Source organism: Janthinobacterium sp. SUN128, from assembly GCF_030587275.1.
Classification (GTDB): domain Bacteria; phylum Pseudomonadota; class Gammaproteobacteria; order Burkholderiales; family Burkholderiaceae_D; genus Janthinobacterium; species Janthinobacterium lividum.
This window is the reverse complement of sequence record NZ_JAPWHY010000009.1, coordinates 45,369-62,108: the sequence shown is the minus strand read 5'-3', so window position 1 is coordinate 62,108 and position 16,740 is coordinate 45,369. Positions and strand designations below refer to the sequence as shown.

Sequence of the window (16,740 nt, the reverse complement as noted above, 5' to 3'; positions counted from 1 at the left end):
AGCAGACAAAGAAATGGTCATGCCAGGCGATAACGTGTCGATCACCGTCAAGCTGATCAACCCGATCGCGATGGAAGAAGGTCTGCGCTTCGCTATCCGCGAAGGCGGCCGTACCGTCGGCGCCGGCGTGGTTGCAAAAATCCTCGCATAAGGAAATGTTATGCTTCCACCCGGGGCGTCCTGGGTGGTAGAATAGCACTCCTCGAAAGTTTTACGTAGGGACGTAGCTCAATTGGCAGAGCGTCGGTCTCCAAAACCGAAGGTTGGGGGTTCGATGCCCTCCGTCCCTGCCACCGTCAAGGTGCAGGGCACCGAAAGTAGAAAAATGTCAAATCAATCCGTGCAAACCGTTAGCACGTCGAGTGACAAGATAAAAGTCGCGCTGGCAATAGTGGCTGCGATTGCAGGAGTAGTCGGGTTTTATTACCTGGCAGGCCAACCAGCTCTGGTGCGTGCAAGCGCGCTTGTGGCTGGTTTGGTTATTGCTGTTGCGCTCTTGTATGTCTCGACGACCGGCCGTGAATTTCTCAATTTCGCCAAAGAAGCTGTGCGCGAAACCAAGAAAGTCGTTTGGCCTACCCGCAAAGAAGCCACGCAGATTACTGCGATCGTGTTTGCCTTTGTGCTGGTCATGGCGATTTTCCTGTGGGGCACGGATAAATTGCTCGAGTTTTTGTTGTATGACGTAATTCTGGGTTGGAAAAAATAATGAGCGAAAATGTGCATGATGAAGCGGCGGACGAGTCCGTTCCGGGCGACGCTCCGGTAGCGGACACTGGTGCAGCGCTGAGCGTGCCAGTAAGCAGCAAGCGCTGGTATGTCGTGCATGCTTATTCCGGCATGGAAAAAAGCGTCATGCGCGCACTGACCGAGCGCATCGAGCGCGCGGGCATGCAAGACCAGTTCGGCCAGATCCTGGTGCCGATCGAAGAAGTCGTTGAAGTCAAGAATGGTGTGAAGTCCGTCACCGAACGTCGTTTCTATCCTGGCTATGTGCTGGTTGAAATGGAAATGACGGACGAGAGCTGGCACTTGGTCAAGAACACCAGCAAGGTTACCGGTTTCATTGGTGGCAAGTCGAACAAGCCGACGCCGATCTCCGCGCGCGAAATCGACGGCATCATGAAGCAGATGCAGGAAGGTGTTGAAAAGCCCCGTCCAAAAACCTTGTACGAAGTGGGCGAGCAAGTCCGCATCAAGGATGGTCCGTTCACCGATTTCAACGGCAATGTCGAAGAAGTCAATTACGAGAAATCCAAAGTGCGCGTCTCGGTCACCATTTTCGGCCGCGCTACCCCGGTAGAGCTCGAATTCGGCCAAGTCGAAAAAGTTTAAGCATTAGCAAGCGCCACCAGGAGCGTTGCGGCAGTCTCAGCAAAATCCGGTCAGAGGAGCCCCGCCAGGGTAGGATCGGCGGGGCGCTACTACTCAATCCAAGATAGGAGCCATCATGGCAAAGAAAATCATTGGTTTTATCAAGCTGCAAGTGCCAGCTGGTAAAGCAAACCCATCCCCACCAATCGGTCCAGCTCTGGGTCAACGTGGTCTGAACATCATGGAATTCTGCAAAGCGTTCAACGCGCAGACCCAAGGTATGGAACCAGGCATGCCGATCCCAGTCGTGATCACCGCGTTTGCGGACAAGTCCTTCACATTCGTGATGAAGACGCCTCCAGCAACCTACCTGATCAAAAAAGCTGCTGCGATCACCAAAGGTTCGCCGAAGCCACATACCGACAAAGTCGGTACGCTGACCCGCGCACAAGCTGAAGAAATCGCTAAATTGAAAACCCCTGATCTGACCGCTGCCGACATGGATGCTGCTGTACGCACCATCGCTGGTTCCGCTCGTTCGATTGGTATCACGGTGGAAGGTGTTGTATAATGGCTAAGTTATCCAAACGTATCAAGGCTTTGAAAGCCAAAGTCGACCGTACCAAAGTGTACGCTTTCGACAACGCTGTCGCTCTGATCAAAGAGTGCGCAACGGCCAAGTTCAATGAATCGATCGATGTATCGGTACAACTGGGTGTTGATCCTAAGAAATCCGACCAAGTGGTGCGCGGCTCCGTCGTGCTGCCAGCTGGTACCGGCAAAACCGTACGCGTGGCTGTATTCGCGTCGGGCGAAAAAGCGGAAGCTGCCAAAGCAGCTGGCGCCGACATCGTTGGTATGGAAGACCTGGCTGAGCAGATCAAAGCCGGCGACATGCCTTTCGACATCGTTATCGCTTCGCCAGATACCATGCGTATCGTTGGTACCCTGGGTCAGATCCTGGGCCCACGCGGCATGATGCCTAACCCGAAAGTTGGCACTGTTACTCCTGACGTCGCTACCGCCGTGAAAAACGCGAAAGCCGGTCAAGTTCAGTACCGTACCGACAAATCCGGTATCATCCACGCTACCATCGGCCGTAAATCGTTCGCTGACGCAGATCTGAAGTCGAATCTGGTCGCACTGATCGACGCACTGAACAAAGCCAAGCCAGCATCGAGCAAAGGCGTGTACCTGCGCAAAGTTTCGCTGTCGTCGACCATGGGCGCTGGCGTCCGTGTTGACCAGGCTAGCCTGGCAGCTTAAGTAACAGAATCAAGTCCCACGCGCCTTCGGGCGCTGTGGGCGCATCTTTGGGCTGTCGGCCCGGTGTTCGCACCAGGCCGGCAGACAATCAAAGACCGTTGGGCCGACTGCGATCGCACATGCAGAAGGTTAATAGGCTTGCCGGCAACGGCAGGTGCCCAACGCAGATGGTGTACCCGAACAAGTTTTGTAGTCCTCATGCTGCGTGAATCCATCCGCTCAGTTTAGTACTTCTTGACTTCGGACGCCGTGTTCGAACCGATGCAAGGCGCTCAACCACTCGGTTGTGATTGCCGAACATCATTTAAGGAGGTTGACCGTGAGTCTCAATCTGAATGACAAAAAGGCCGTCGTCGCCGAAGTTTCCGCACAAGTAGCAAATGCGCAAACGATCGTCGTGGCCGAATATCGTGGCATCCAGGTTGGTCACTTGACGCAACTGCGTGCTAAAGCGCGTGCCCAAGGCGTGTACCTGCGTGTGTTGAAAAACACTCTGGCTCGTCGCTCCGTTGAAGGTACCGCATTCGCCAGCCTGGCAGATGCCATGACCGGCCCGTTGATCTACTCGATCTCGGCCGATGCCGTTGCAGCAGCTAAAGTCATCGCTGACTTCGCTAAAACCAACGACAAACTGGTCATCAAAGCAGGTAACTACGCAGGCAAGCCGCTGGATACAGCTGCTGTCACCGCGTTGGCGAGCATTCCTAGCCGTGAAGTCCTCATTTCGCAGTTGTTGGGCGTTATGCTGGCTCCGGTTTCGGGCTTTGCACGTGGTCTGGCTGCCCTGGCAGCGAAAAAAGGCGAAGGCGCCGAAGCTCCTGCAGAAGCAGCAGCAGAAGAAGCCCCAGCAGCCGCTTAATTGCGCGCGCTTTTTTCTCTCAGTACCAATCTGATGTAACTAACGTAATAAATTTAGGAGTTTCAAAATGGCAATTAGCAAAGACGATATCCTGGAAGCAGTTAGCGCCATGTCCGTAATGGACCTGAACGACCTGGTTAAAGCATTCGAAGAAAAATTCGGCGTGTCCGCAGCAGCAATGGCTTCGGCCGGTCCTGCAGCAGGCCCAGCAGCAGCTGCTGAAGAGCAAACCGAATTCAACGTCATCCTTGACACCTTCGGCGCAAACAAAGTTGGCGTTATTAAAGCAGTTCGCGAAATCACCGGCCTGGGCTTGAAAGAAGCTAAAGACCTGGTCGATGGCGCACCAAAAACTGTGAAAGAAGCAGTGTCGAAAGCTGACGCTGAAGCTGCACAGAAGAAACTGGTAGAAGCCGGCGCAACCGCTTCGATCAAGTAATATCTGTACCGGCGGCAGTTAGCGCCCGAGTCAAAGTCTGAGGTTTCCCCTCGCAAGGGGGGAAATCCGACTTTGGCTCCTTTGTCGTCTGCATCGTATTTGTCATGTAGTTGTAGCAGCAGTTTTTATTCGATTCAAGCCGGAAAGCAGAGCCTTGAGGTTTCGTCTGTGTCACACGCAGCGGTGCAAACGAACACTTGCAAAACCTGAATTTTCTATCCTTTCTGTCACTCACGGAGTGTCCATGCACTACTCATTTACTGAGAAGAAACGCATTCGCAAATCATTCGCGAAGCGCGCCAACGTTCACCACGTTCCGTTCCTGCTGGCGACCCAGCTCGAGTCTTATCATAGCTTCTTGCAAGAGGACATAGCACCGTCCGGCCGCAAGAATGATGGCCTGCAGTCGGCTTTCACTTCGATTTTCCCTATCGTGTCGCACAATGGTTTTGCGCGCCTCGAATTCTTGTCGTACGTTCTGGGCGATCCTGCCTTCGACGTCAAAGAATGTCAACAACGTGGCCTGACGTTCGCGTCGCCGCTGCGCGCGAAAGTGCGCCTGGTGATCCTGGACAAGGAATCGCCAACCAAGCCCGTCGTCAAAGAGATGAAGGAACAGGAAGTCTACATGGGCGAATTGCCGCTCATGACGACCACCGGTTCGTTCGTGATCAACGGCACGGAGCGGGTTATCGTTTCCCAGTTGCACCGTTCGCCTGGCGTGTTCTTCGAGCACGACCGCGGCAAGACCCATTCGTCCGGTAAACTGCTGTTCTCCGCGCGTATCATTCCTTACCGCGGTTCGTGGCTGGACTTCGAGTTCGACCCGAAAGACATCCTGTTCTTCCGCGTCGACCGCCGCCGCAAGATGCCAGTGACGATCCTGCTCAAAGCCATCGGCATGTCGCATGAGCAAATCCTGGCGAACTTCTTCGTCTTCGACAATTTCAACCTGCGCTCCGAAGGCGCGGAAATGGAATTCGTTTCCGAGCGTCTGCGCGGCGAAGTGGCGCGTTTCGACATCGTCGACAAGTCGGGCAAGACCCTGGTGCTGAAAGACAAGCGTATCAACGCGAAACACGTGCGTGATATCGAAGCTGCCGGCATCAAGCACATTTCCGTGCCGGAAGACTACCTGCTGGGCCGCGTATTGGCGAAGAACATCGTCGATGGCGATACTGGTGAAGTCGTCGCTTCCGCGAACGATGAGCTGACCGAAGATCTGTTGGGCCGCCTGCGCGATGCCAACATTTCCGAAATCCAGACCTTGTACACGAACGACCTGGATCAGGGCGCCTACATCTCGCAAACCCTGCGTATCGACGACACCGCCGACCAGATGGCTGCGAAAGTGGCGATCTACCGCATGATGCGTCCAGGCGAACCGCCAACGGAAGATTCCGTTGAAGCGCTGTTCAATGGCCTGTTCTACAACTCGGACCGCTATGACCTGTCGGCCGTGGGACGCATGAAGTTCAACCGCCGCATTGGCCGCGATGAACTGACCGGCGCCATGACCCTGTCGAACGAAGACGTGCTGGCCGTGATCAAGATCCTAGTGGAACTGCGCAATGGCCGCGGCGAAGTCGACGATATCGATCACCTGGGTAACCGTCGCGTACGTTGCGTGGGCGAACTGGCCGAGAATCAATTCCGCGCCGGCCTGGTGCGTGTTGAGCGCGCCGTCAAGGAACGCCTCGGCCAAGCCGAAGCGGACAACCTGATGCCGCACGACCTGATCAACTCGAAGCCGATTTCGGCCGCGATTCGCGAGTTCTTCGGTTCGTCCCAGCTGTCGCAGTTCATGGACCAAACCAATCCTCTGTCGGAAATTACCCACAAGCGCCGCGTATCGGCTCTGGGACCCGGCGGTCTGACACGCGAACGCGCCGGCTTTGAAGTGCGCGACGTGCATCCGACCCACTACGGCCGCGTCTGCCCGATCGAGACACCGGAAGGTCCGAACATTGGTCTGATCAACTCGCTGGCTCTGTATGCCCGCCTGAATGAATACGGCTTCCTGGAAACCCCGTACCGCAAGGTCGAAGGCTCCAAGATTACCGATCAGATCGACTATCTGTCCGCCATCGAAGAAGGCCGCTACATCATCGCTCAGGCGAATGCGACCATCAACGACGAAGGCATGCTGTCCGATGAACTGGTCTCGGCCCGTGAAGCCGGCGAAACCATCCTGGTCTCCCCGGAACGCATCCAGTACATGGACGTGGCGCCAGGCCAGATCGTTTCCGTCGCTGCCTCGCTGATTCCGTTCCTCGAACACGATGATGCAAACCGTGCATTGATGGGCGCCAACATGCAACGCCAGGCTGTGCCTTGCTTGCGTCCGGAAAAAGCGCTGGTCGGTACCGGTATCGAACGCACTGTTGCGGTCGACTCGGGCACCACCGTGCAAGCGCTGCGTGGCGGTATCGTCGATTACATCGATGCGGGCCGTGTCGTGATTCGCGTCAACGATGACGAAGCAACCGCTGGTGAAGTGGGCGTCGACATCTACAACCTGATCAAGTACACCCGTTCGAACCAGAACACCAACATCAACCAGCGTCCTATCGTGCAAGTGGGCGACCGTGTTGCCAAGCGCGACGTGATCGCCGACGGCGCATCGACCGACCTGGGTGAATTGGCTCTGGGCCAGAACATGACCGTGGCCTTCATGCCATGGAATGGTCTGAACTTCGAAGATTCGATCCTGATCTCGGAAAACGTCGTCAAGGACGACCGCTACACCTCGATTCACATCGAAGAGTTGTCGGTTGTTGCCCGTGACACGAAACTGGGCGCGGAAGAAATTACGCGCGACATCTCGAACCTGGCTGAAAATCAGCTGGCACGTCTGGATGAGTCCGGTATCGTCTACATCGGCGCTGAAGTACAAGCCGGCGATACCCTGGTTGGTAAAGTGACGCCAAAAGGCGAAACCCAGCTGACCCCGGAAGAGAAGCTGCTGCGCGCGATTTTCGGCGAAAAAGCATCCGACGTGAAAGATACGTCGCTGCGCGTGCCATCGGGCATGATCGGTACCGTGATCGACGTGCAAGTCTTCACCCGTGAAGGCATCGTGCGCGACAAGCGTGCCCAGCAAATTATCGATGACGAACTGAAACGCTTCCGTCTGGATTTGAACGACCAGATGCGTATCGTTGAAGGCGATGCCTTCCAGCGTCTGGAAAAAATGCTGATCGGCAAAGTTGTCAACGGCGGCCCTAAAAAGCTGGCCAAAGGCGCCAAGATCACCAAGGATTACCTGGCCGATCTGGACAAATACCACTGGTTCGACATCCGCCCTGCGGACGACGATGCAGCGGTAGCGCTGGAAGCGATCAAGGAATCGATCAACGAGAAGCGTCACCAGTTCGATCTGGCCTTCGAAGAGAAGCGCAAGAAACTGACGCAAGGCGATGAGCTGCAACCAGGCGTGCAAAAAATGGTCAAGGTGTACCTGGCCGTGAAACGCCGCCTGCAGTCGGGCGACAAGATGGCAGGTCGCCACGGTAACAAGGGTGTGGTTTCCCGTATTGTTCCTGTGGAAGACATGCCATACATGGCCGACGGCACGCCAGCCGACGTTGTGCTGAACCCGCTGGGCGTTCCTTCGCGGATGAACGTTGGTCAGATTCTCGAGACTCATTTGGGCTGGGCTGCCAAGGGCCTGGGTATCCGCATCGGCGAAATGCTGAAGGCGCAAACCAAGGTCGAGCAAGTGCGCAAGTACCTGACGACGATCTACAACGACAACGGCCGTGCCGAAGAGTTGAACGACTTCGACGACGAAGAGATCATGAAGCTGGCGGAAAACCTGAAAAAAGGTGTTCCATTCGCCACGCCAGTGTTCGACGGCGCCAATGAAGAAGAGATCCGCCGCATGCTGGACCTGGCGTATCCGGACGACATCGCCAAGAACCTGGGCATGACCGCTTCGAAAAACCAGGTGACCATGTATGACGGTCGCACCGGTGAAGCGTTCGAGCGCAAGGTCACTGTCGGCGTCATGCACATGCTGAAACTGCATCACTTGGTGGATGACAAGATGCATGCGCGTTCGACCGGTCCTTACTCGCTGGTGACGCAACAGCCACTGGGCGGTAAAGCCCAGTTCGGTGGTCAGCGTTTCGGTGAGATGGAAGTCTGGGCACTGGAAGCGTATGGCGCGTCGTATGTCTTGCAAGAGATGTTGACCGTCAAGTCCGATGACGTGAATGGCCGTACCAAAGTGTACGAGAACCTCGTCAAGGGCGACCACGTGATCGACGCCGGCATGCCGGAATCGTTCAATGTGCTGGTCAAGGAAATCCGTTCGCTGGGTATCGATATCGACCTCGAACGCAACTAAACGACAGGCTTATTGACCCAATAAGCGTCATTTGGTTTGGGAAACACAAAGCCCGGCTGGGAAACCACGCCGGGCAATGTAGTCTCAGGAATATAGAAATTTAATCACCTCTGGAGTGATACATGAAAGCACTGCTCGATCTATTCAAGCAAGTACAGACCAACGAGACCTTCGATGCAATCAAGATCGGTCTCGCTTCGCCTGAGAAAATCCGTTCGTGGTCCTACGGCGAAGTCAAGAAGCCGGAAACCATCAACTACCGTACCTTCAAGCCTGAGCGCGACGGCCTGTTCTGCGCCAAGATCTTTGGCCCGATCAAGGATTACGAATGCCTGTGCGGCAAGTACAAGCGCCTGAAACACCGCGGCGTGATCTGCGAAAAGTGCGGCGTCGAAGTCACGCTGGCCAAGGTGCGCCGCGAGCGCATGGGCCACATCGAGCTGGCCTCGCCGACCGCCCACATCTGGTTCCTGAAATCGCTGCCGTCGCGTCTGGGCATGGTCCTGGACATGACCCTGCGGGACATCGAACGCGTGCTGTACTTTGAAGCATACGTCGTGACCGATCCAGGCATGACTCCGCTGAAAAAGTGCCAGATCATGTCGGAAGACGACTACGCCGCCAAGTACGAAGAGTACGGCGACGACTTCACCGCCTTCATGGGCGCCGAAGGTATCCGTGAACTGCTGCGCTCGATCGACATCCACCGCGATGCCGAAACCCTGCGCGTGGAACTGAAGGAATCGAAATCCGAAGCCAAGATCAAGAAATACGCGAAGCGCCTGAAAGTGCTGGAAGCGTTCCAACGTTCGGGCATCAAGCCTGACTGGATGATCATGGAAGTGCTGCCAGTGCTGCCGCCGGAACTGCGTCCGCTGGTACCGCTGGATGGCGGCCGTTTCGCGACCTCGGATCTGAACGATCTGTATCGCCGCGTCATCAACCGTAACAACCGTCTGAAACGCCTGATGGAGCTGCGTGCTCCAGAGATCATCACGCGCAACGAAAAGCGCATGCTGCAAGAAGCGGTCGATTCGCTGCTGGACAACGGCCGTCGCGGCAAAGCGATGACCGGCGCCAACAAGCGTCCGCTGAAATCGCTGGCAGAGATGATCAAGGGCAAGGGCGGCCGTTTCCGTCAAAACTTGCTGGGCAAACGCGTCGATTACTCCGGTCGTTCGGTCATCGTCGTGGGCCCGCAATTGAAACTGCATCAGTGCGGCTTGCCGAAACTGATGGCGCTGGAACTGTTCAAACCATTCATTTTCAATAAACTGGAACTGATGGGTCTGGCGACCACGATCAAGGCCGCGAAAAAGCTGGTCGAGATTCAAGAGCCGGTCGTGTGGGACATCCTGGAAGACGTGATCCGTGAACATCCGATCATGTTGAACCGCGCACCTACGCTGCACCGCCTGGGTATCCAGGCATTCGAGCCAGTCTTGATTGAAGGCAAGGCCATCCAGTTGCACCCGCTCGTCTGCGCCGCATTCAACGCCGACTTTGACGGTGACCAAATGGCGGTCCACGTTCCTCTGTCGATCGAAGCGCAGATGGAAGCACGCACTTTGATGCTGGCATCGAACAACATCCTGTTCCCATCGAACGGCGAACCGTCGATCGTTCCTTCCCAGGATATCGTGCTGGGTCTGTACTACGCGACCCGCGAAGCGATCAATGCGAAGAACGAAGGGATGATGTTCCCTGACGTGTCGGAAGTGATCCGCGCCTACGACAACAAGGAAGTCGAACTGACGACCCGCGTCACCGTGCGTATTACCGAATACCCGAAAAACGCCGAAACGGGCGAATTCGAGAAAACGGTTACCCGCTACGAAACGACGATCGGCCGTGCGATCCTGTCGGAAATTCTGCCTAAAGGCTTGCCGTTCTCCGTCCTGAACCGCGCGCTGAAAAAGAAAGAAATTTCCAAGCTGATCAACACGTCGTTCCGCAAGTGCGGCCTGCGCGCCACCGTGGTGTTCGCAGACAAACTGATGCAATCGGGTTTCCGCCTGGCGACACGCGCCGGTATCTCGATCTGCGTCGACGACATGCTGGTACCACCGCAAAAAGTCACGCTGATCGCGACGGCCGAATCGGAAGTCAAGCAGATCGAACAGCAATACGCCTCGGGTCTCGTGACCGCCGGCGAGCGTTACAACAAGGTAGTCGATATCTGGGGCAAAACCTCCGATGAAGTCGGCAAGGCCATGATGGACCAGCTCAAAGTCGAAGACGTGATCCGCCGCGACGGCACCAAGTCGACGCAAGAATCGTTCAACGCCATTTACATGATGGCCGACTCCGGCGCGCGCGGTTCCGCAGCCCAGATTCGCCAGTTGGCCGGTATGCGTGGTCTGATGGCCAAACCGGATGGCTCGATTATCGAAACGCCGATTACCGCGAACTTCCGCGAAGGTCTGAACGTTTTGCAGTACTTCATTTCGACCCACGGCGCTCGTAAAGGTCTGGCCGATACGGCGCTGAAAACGGCTAACTCCGGTTACCTGACGCGTCGTCTGGTTGACGTGACGCAAGACTTGGTGGTGATCGAGGACGATTGCGGCACCATGAACGGCGCCGTCATGAAGGCACTGGTCGAAGGTGGTGAAGTCATCGAACCGTTGCGTGACCGTATCCTCGGCCGCGTGGTGGTGCATGACGTCGTCAATCCTGAAACCCAGGAAACGCTGTACGAAGCCGGCACCTTGATGGACGAAGACATGGTCGAAGAGATCGAGCGTCTGTCCATCGATGAAGTCAAGGTTCGCACGCCACTGACTTGCGACACGCGCTTCGGCCTGTGCGCCAAGTGCTATGGCCGCGATCTGGGCCGCGGCATGCTGGTCAACGCCGGCGAAGCCGTCGGTGTGGTGGCAGCGCAGTCGATTGGTGAGCCTGGTACCCAGCTGACCATGCGTACGTTCCACATTGGTGGTGCGGCATCGCGTGCAGCAGTGGCATCGTCGGTGGAAGCCAAGTCGAACGGTACCATCCGCTTCACGGCAACCATGCGTTACGTGACGAACGGCAAGGGCGCGCAAATCGTCATTTCCCGTTCCGGCGAAGTGCTGATCACCGACGACCATGGCCGTGAGCGTGAGCGTCATAAAGTACCGTACGGTGCGACCCTGATCGTCAAGGACGGCATGGTCATCAAGGCCGGTACGGCCCTGGCAACGTGGGATCCGCTGACCCGTCCGATCATTACCGAATACGCCGGTCAAGTGCGTTTCGAGAACGTCGAAGAAGGCGTCACCGTAGCCCGTCAAGTCGACGAAGTGACCGGTCTGTCCACCCTGGTGGCGATCGATGCGAAACGTCGCGGTTCGTTGACGAAAACGTTGCGTCCGCAAGTCAAGCTGATCAACGACGCGAACGAAGAAGTCAAGATCGCCGGCACCGAACACTCGGTGGCGATCGGCTTCCAGGTCGGCGCGCTGATCATGGTCAAGGACGGTCAACAGGTATCGGTTGGTGAAGTGCTGGCACGTATTCCTACCGAATCGCAAAAAACGCGCGATATTACCGGTGGTCTGCCACGCGTTGCGGAACTGTTCGAAGCGCGCTCGCCGAAAGATGCCGGTATGCTGGCGGAAGTCACGGGTACGGTTGCGTTCGGTAAAGAAACCAAGGGCAAGCAGCGTCTGGAAATCACGGACATGGACGGCAACAAGCATGAGTTCTTGATCACCAAGGACAAACAAGTGCTGGTGCATGACGGCCAAGTCGTGAACAAGGGCGAGATGATCGTGGACGGCCCGGCCGATCCGCAAGACATCCTGCGCCTGCTGGGTATCGAAGCGCTGGCACGTTACATCGTTGACGAAGTGCAAGACGTGTACCGTCTGCAAGGCGTGAAGATCAATGACAAGCACATCGAAGTGATCGTGCGTCAGATGCTGCGCCGTGTTCAGATCGTCAATGCCGGCGACACCAACTACATCGTTGGCGAGCAGGTAGAGCGTTCGGAACTGCTGGACGAGAACGATCGCATGGCCGTTGAGAACAAGATTCCAGCGACCTACGAAAACGTCTTGTTGGGTATTACCAAGGCATCGTTGTCGACCGATTCGTTCATCTCGGCCGCATCGTTCCAGGAAACCACCCGCGTGCTGACCGAAGCGGCGATCATGGGCAAGCGCGATGGTCTGCGCGGCCTGAAAGAGAACGTCATCGTCGGCCGTCTGATTCCTGGCGGTACGGGCCTGGCCTTCCACCGCGCACGCAAAGAGAAAGAAGCGTGGGAAGTGGAAGAGCGTCAAGCACTGCTGCTGGCCGAGAAAGCCTCGATGGCTGGCGAAGCTGCCGAAGCGCTGCAGGACATCGAAACCCAGCAACACCACGGCGACGAAGCGTAATCTACGCTGCTAGCTGACAAGAACGGCACCTGCGGGTGCCGTTTTTTTATGCGCGCTGCCGTAATTTGCACCGGTAAATTGCACCGAATACGCAAAGAGCTAGCAGCGTGGGAAAGTGAAGAGCGTCAGTTGCCACGCTGCTAAAGGGGAATCGGCTACCTCGGCAATTAATAATCACGGTACCTGGGAGAAATTCCTGGTGCCGTTTTTTATGCCCGTATTTCCTTCATGCGCCGATTTATCCGGTATCGGGCATTCAATGAAAAGCTGGCCAATTTGAATCATGCAAGTGTTAATCAATTGAATGGAACGGGTTTCCTGTTTTATTAAGGCGGGCTATTGAATGGCATTATTGAAGAACGGAGCATTCAATAATCTGTTGCACGGACATGGCAAATACAGGCATTGATCCTGGCGGTTTATCGGGTGGCATTGCCCGGCGTTTTATCGAGTTGCCGCGGTTGCCGCTGCGTGGCGAGGCGAGGCGCGGAAAGTTGCGGTTGGAAGCAGTCATAGTAGTGAGCGCTCACAAGCTTGCCTGGTGCCGCCCGCTTTTCTGCCGGCGCGGCTGGCCGGAGACGGCGTGGCGGCGCACTGTTGCGCCACCGCCTGCGATTAGCCCTGCCGCGCCAGTTTCCAGTTTATTCATGCTAAGATTTGGCACATGATTGCCCAAGCCCTGTTTACTCCCGCCCAGCAGAAATTGCTGGGACTGCTCTTTGTCCGCGTGAATGAAGGCTTTCACTTGAACGAGATCATGCGCTTGACGGGATTGGGCAGTGCGTCGGCGCAGCGGGAACTGCGCCGGCTGCATGAGTCCGGGCTGATCACGTCGGAGCGGATCGGTAATGTGCGGCGCTTTTGGCCCAACAAGGAAAGCCTCGTGTATCCGGAGTTGAGCGGACTGGTGCAGAAGACCTTCGGCATCGTCGGCGTGCTCAGCATGACGCTGGCGCCCTTGCGTGCCCAGCTGCACCTGGCCTTCGTGTCTGGCGCCACGGCGAAGGGACAGGACATGCCTGGCAGCGCCATCGATTTGCTGCTGGTGGGCGAAGAAGCCAATTATGGCGATCTGTTGACGGGATTGGCCCCGGCCGAGCGAACCTTAAGGCGTAAAATCAATCCCAACTTATATACGCTGGCCGATTATCGCCGACGCCTGCGTGAAGGCCAGCCATTTCTGCTGCAGGTATTACAGCAGCCGAAGTTGTTTGTCATCGGCGATGAATCGCTATTGCAAGCGCTGGCTTTGCCAGATTCCTCAATGCAGACGAATGACATGCCATCTGTATTTTAAAGGCCGGGCCTGGCATTCAATTTTTAATGCATGACATTGTTGGCCAGGAAAATATCTGAGGCGGATTGATCGTATGATGAATAAACTACAGGCTTTCGGTTTAATTGTTTCCCAGGCGGTGCGCGGTGAATTAACATTTCCCACAAGTGTTAATTCCGCACTGCAATTGCAATTGGCCCTGGCTGAACCGGATTGCCATATCGACCATGCCATCAAACTGGTACTGGCCGAACCCTTGCTGGCGGCGCGCACGGTCGCGCTGGCCAACTCGGCCGTGTACAGCCGCGGCGATGCGGCGCCGGTGACCAGCGTGCGCGCCGCCGTCATGCGCATGGGCTACCGCAATCTGTACGCGCTGGTGGCGGCCATGGTGGTGCGCCAGTTCGGCAGCAAGATCATCGACCCCATCCTGCGCCAGAAGGCGACACAGCTGTGGGAGCACACGGCCCACGTGGCGGCGCTGGCGCACGTGCTTGCGCGCCGCGTGACGCACGTTGATGCCGACACGGCACTGTTCGCCGGCATCGTGCATGAGGTGGGCGGTTTTTACCTGCTGTCGCGTGCCGATGAATTCCCCGGGCTGCTCGATGACGATGCGGATCACTGGATGGAGTCCGCCGAAGAGATCATTTCCCGCGAAGTCATGAAGAAGCTGCTGATCCCGGCGGCCGTGAGCGAGGCCATCGAAGGCTTGCGCGATGGCTTGCTATCGATCCCGCCCGATTCCCTGCTCGATACCTTGTTGTTGGCCAAGCAACTGTCGCCCGTGCCGTCGCCCTTGCAGGTGACGTACGTGGAAATGCTCACCCCATCCGATTCCGTCATCGATTTCATTATCGACAACGAGACCCTGCAAAGCATCCTGGCCGAATCGGCCGAGGAAGTGCGCTCGATGAGTGCCGCACTTCTGGTGTAGTCTCAAACGCTCAGGCGAAAAAAACGGCAACCCCGTCAAGGGCTGCCGTTTTGCTTTCAGGTGCGGTCGCTTACTTCTGTTGCGCGATCCACCGGTCGACCTTGGCTTCCAGCAGTTTCAAAGGCAGGGTGCCGTCGCCAAGTACCACTTCGTGGAACTTCGGCAGGCTGAATTTGTCTCCCAGCGCTTGCTGCGCGCGCTGGCGCAGTTCGACGATCTTCAGCGAACCGATCTTGTAGCCCAGGGCTTGGCCCGGCCACGCCATGTAGCGCTCCGTCTCGCTTTTCGCCACGGCGTCATAGCCGAGGGTGTCGCGCATGTACTTGATCGTCTGTTCGCGCGTCCAGCCCTTGGTGTGCAAGCCCGTGTCCACCACCAGGCGCACGGCGCGCAGCATCTCGTCGTTCAAATGGCCGAAATACTGGGCCGGATCCTCGAACAGGCCCATTTCCTTGCCCAGGGTTTCCGCATACAGGGCCCAGCCTTCCGTGAAGGCATTGTTGCCGCCAAAACGGCGGAAGTTCGGCAAGTCCATCTCTTGCACCAGCGCCAGGTGGAAATGGTGGCCAGGTTTGCCTTCGTGCAGGAACAAGGTGGTCATGCCCGTGTCGCCATACAGTTTCGGATCGGTGACGACGGACCAGAACACGCCGGGGCGCGAACCGTCGGCGGCCGGTGCCGTGTAGTGGTCGGCGGCCGTGTCGCGGCTCAGTTCAGGCTCCAGGCGCAAGTCCAGCGGCGCCTTCGGCACCAGGGTGAACAGGGCGGGCAATTTGCTGTCGAGCAGCACGTTCAGCTTGCGGTAGACGTCGAGCACTTCCTGTTCCGTCTTGAACGGGCGGTATTTTGCCTGTTCCGACACCCACACGGGCAAGCCGGCGGCCGGGCCGTTGTAGCCCATCTTCGGGCCCACGATCGCATATTGTTCCTGGATGCGCGCCACTTCCTTCAAGCCGATGGCGTGGATCTGCTCCGGCTTCAAATCCGTGGTGGTGCTGCTGGCCACGCGCGCCTGGTACCAGGCAGCGCCATCGGGCAGGGCGCTCCAGCCGCTGCTCGCGCGGCCGGCCGGCAGGTAATCGCGTTCCATGAAGGTGGCCAGGCGCTGCAGCGCGGGCATCAGTTTGGCCTCGATGATGATGCTGTAGGTTTGCGTCAGGCGCGCCTTGTCCGCGTCGGAAAAGCTGGCCGGCAAGTTCTTGATCGGCGTGTAATAGACGCTGTCCTGCGGCGTGGCGCTGACGAGTTTCTTGAATTGCGGCAGGGCCGATTCCGTCAGCGCCTTCGGCAGCACGATGCCCTTTTGCATGCCGACTTTCATGTTGGCGATGGCCTGGTCTATCCAGCCCGGCAACTGGCCAATACGGCTCAGGTAAGCGTCATACTCCTTGACCGTGGTCAAAGGCTGCGATGCCTCGCCGCCCGCATAGTTGGCCAGGGTGACGGGCATGCTGTCCATCTGGTTCAAGGGCAGCAGGTATTCGGGGAAGCGCTCGAAGCTCAGTGCCGTGGCCAGTTCATAGTCGAGAATATCGTAGTTGATCTGGTCCTGGTGCGACAGCTGCGCGCGGGCAATGCTGCGCAGGGTCTTCTGGTACTGGCGGTACAGCGCGAACTGTTTTGCGCGCGCGGCGGGCACGATGGCTGAACCGAGCTGGTCGTCAAAACGGTTGTCGCCGCTCTCGGTGGCATTGATCGGCTCGAAACGGGCCAGCGCATCGTAGTACTGATCGGCCACGACCTGCAATCGCTGCTTGGCTTGCGGCGCGCTGACGGCGACGGTTTTGGTAGCGGGCTGGGCCGCTTGCGCCATGGGCGCATGGGCGAGCAACAGGGAGATGGCCAGGGTGCCGAGGGTGCCGGCGGCAATACGATGCTTCATGCGCGATGTCCTTTGTAAGGAAGGAGAATGAACGGAGGCGTAGCGAGGTCGG

General features: G+C 57.2%; 11 protein-coding genes, 1 tRNA gene and 1 pseudogene. 12 read left to right on the top strand and 1 reads right to left on the bottom strand.

Annotated features, from left to right (window positions below; all coding sequences use genetic code 11):
- The 12 genes and pseudogenes from O3297_RS28610 to O3297_RS28555 all read left to right on the top strand — a co-directional run.
- Positions 1–151 (top strand): annotated as a pseudogene (locus tag O3297_RS28610) (elongation factor Tu); the annotation flags it as partial.
- 66 nt (positions 152–217) lie between these two features.
- Positions 218–293, top strand: a tRNA-Trp gene (locus tag O3297_RS28605).
- A gap of 32 nt (positions 294–325) precedes the next feature.
- Positions 326–709 carry a preprotein translocase subunit SecE gene (gene secE / locus O3297_RS28600; protein WP_010394308.1) on the top strand — a complete coding sequence of 128 codons (384 nt, stop codon included), beginning with the start codon at positions 326–328 and terminating at the stop codon, positions 707–709.
- Positions 709–1,335, top strand: coding sequence for a transcription termination/antitermination protein NusG (nusG, locus tag O3297_RS28595; RefSeq protein ID WP_034753130.1), 627 nt, complete (start codon positions 709–711; stop codon positions 1,333–1,335). The genes secE and nusG overlap by 1 nt, the downstream gene beginning before the upstream one ends.
- Positions 1,336–1,450: 115 nt before the next feature.
- Positions 1,451–1,885, top strand: coding sequence for a 50S ribosomal protein L11 (rplK, locus tag O3297_RS28590; protein ID WP_034783246.1), 435 nt, complete (start codon positions 1,451–1,453; stop codon positions 1,883–1,885).
- On the top strand, positions 1,885–2,580 hold the full coding sequence (gene rplA / locus O3297_RS28585) for a 50S ribosomal protein L1 (protein ID WP_034753134.1): 696 nt from the start codon (positions 1,885–1,887) through the stop codon (positions 2,578–2,580). The genes rplK and rplA overlap by 1 nt, the downstream gene beginning before the upstream one ends.
- Before the next feature lie 319 nt (positions 2,581–2,899).
- A complete protein-coding gene (gene rplJ, locus O3297_RS28580) occupies positions 2,900–3,439 on the top strand; it encodes a 50S ribosomal protein L10 (protein ID WP_034753621.1) in 540 nt (179 codons plus the stop codon).
- Positions 3,440–3,506: 67 nt separating this feature from the next.
- Positions 3,507–3,878 carry a 50S ribosomal protein L7/L12 gene (rplL, locus tag O3297_RS28575; RefSeq protein WP_034753136.1) on the top strand — a complete coding sequence of 124 codons (372 nt, stop codon included), beginning with the start codon at positions 3,507–3,509 and terminating at the stop codon, positions 3,876–3,878.
- 244 nt (positions 3,879–4,122) lie between these two features.
- Positions 4,123–8,229, top strand: coding sequence for a DNA-directed RNA polymerase subunit beta (gene rpoB, locus O3297_RS28570; protein WP_034783248.1), 4,107 nt, complete (start codon positions 4,123–4,125; stop codon positions 8,227–8,229).
- Positions 8,230–8,351: 122 nt separating this feature from the next.
- Positions 8,352–12,593: a DNA-directed RNA polymerase subunit beta' gene (gene rpoC, locus O3297_RS28565; RefSeq protein ID WP_034753138.1), complete on the top strand. Its 4,242-nt coding sequence runs from the start codon at positions 8,352–8,354 to the stop codon at positions 12,591–12,593.
- A 745-nt stretch (positions 12,594–13,338) separates the two neighbouring features.
- Complete coding sequence (locus tag O3297_RS28560; protein WP_305051270.1) at positions 13,339–13,890, top strand: ArsR family transcriptional regulator; 552 nt, start codon at positions 13,339–13,341, stop codon at positions 13,888–13,890.
- Between the two features lie 76 nt (positions 13,891–13,966).
- Positions 13,967–14,806, top strand: a complete 840-nt coding sequence (locus O3297_RS28555) for an HDOD domain-containing protein (RefSeq protein ID WP_070259968.1) — start codon at positions 13,967–13,969, stop codon at positions 14,804–14,806.
- A 70-nt stretch (positions 14,807–14,876) separates the two neighbouring features.
- On the opposite strand, the gene O3297_RS28550 is transcribed toward O3297_RS28555, so the two are convergent.
- Positions 14,877–16,688, bottom strand: coding sequence for a DUF885 family protein (locus O3297_RS28550; RefSeq protein WP_305051269.1), 1,812 nt, complete (start codon positions 16,686–16,688; stop codon positions 14,877–14,879).
- Between the last annotated feature and the right edge of the window lie 52 nt (positions 16,689–16,740).

What these genes read in the sequence shown, in the direction of transcription:
- rpoC (WP_034753138.1), top strand. Translation starts at nt 8,352, where the DNA reads ATGAAAGCACTGCTCGATCTATTCAAGCAAGTACAGACCAACGAGACC.
- rplA (WP_034753134.1), top strand. Translation starts at nt 1,885, where the DNA reads ATGGCTAAGTTATCCAAACGTATCAAGGCTTTGAAAGCCAAAGTCGAC.
- O3297_RS28550 (WP_305051269.1), bottom strand. Translation starts at nt 16,688, where the DNA reads ATGAAGCATCGTATTGCCGCCGGCACCCTCGGCACCCTGGCCATCTCC.
- nusG (WP_034753130.1), top strand. Translation starts at nt 709, where the DNA reads ATGAGCGAAAATGTGCATGATGAAGCGGCGGACGAGTCCGTTCCGGGC.
- O3297_RS28555 (WP_070259968.1), top strand. Translation starts at nt 13,967, where the DNA reads ATGAATAAACTACAGGCTTTCGGTTTAATTGTTTCCCAGGCGGTGCGC.
- rpoB (WP_034783248.1), top strand. Translation starts at nt 4,123, where the DNA reads ATGCACTACTCATTTACTGAGAAGAAACGCATTCGCAAATCATTCGCG.
- rplK (WP_034783246.1), top strand. Translation starts at nt 1,451, where the DNA reads ATGGCAAAGAAAATCATTGGTTTTATCAAGCTGCAAGTGCCAGCTGGT.
- secE (WP_010394308.1), top strand. Translation starts at nt 326, where the DNA reads ATGTCAAATCAATCCGTGCAAACCGTTAGCACGTCGAGTGACAAGATA.
- rplL (WP_034753136.1), top strand. Translation starts at nt 3,507, where the DNA reads ATGGCAATTAGCAAAGACGATATCCTGGAAGCAGTTAGCGCCATGTCC.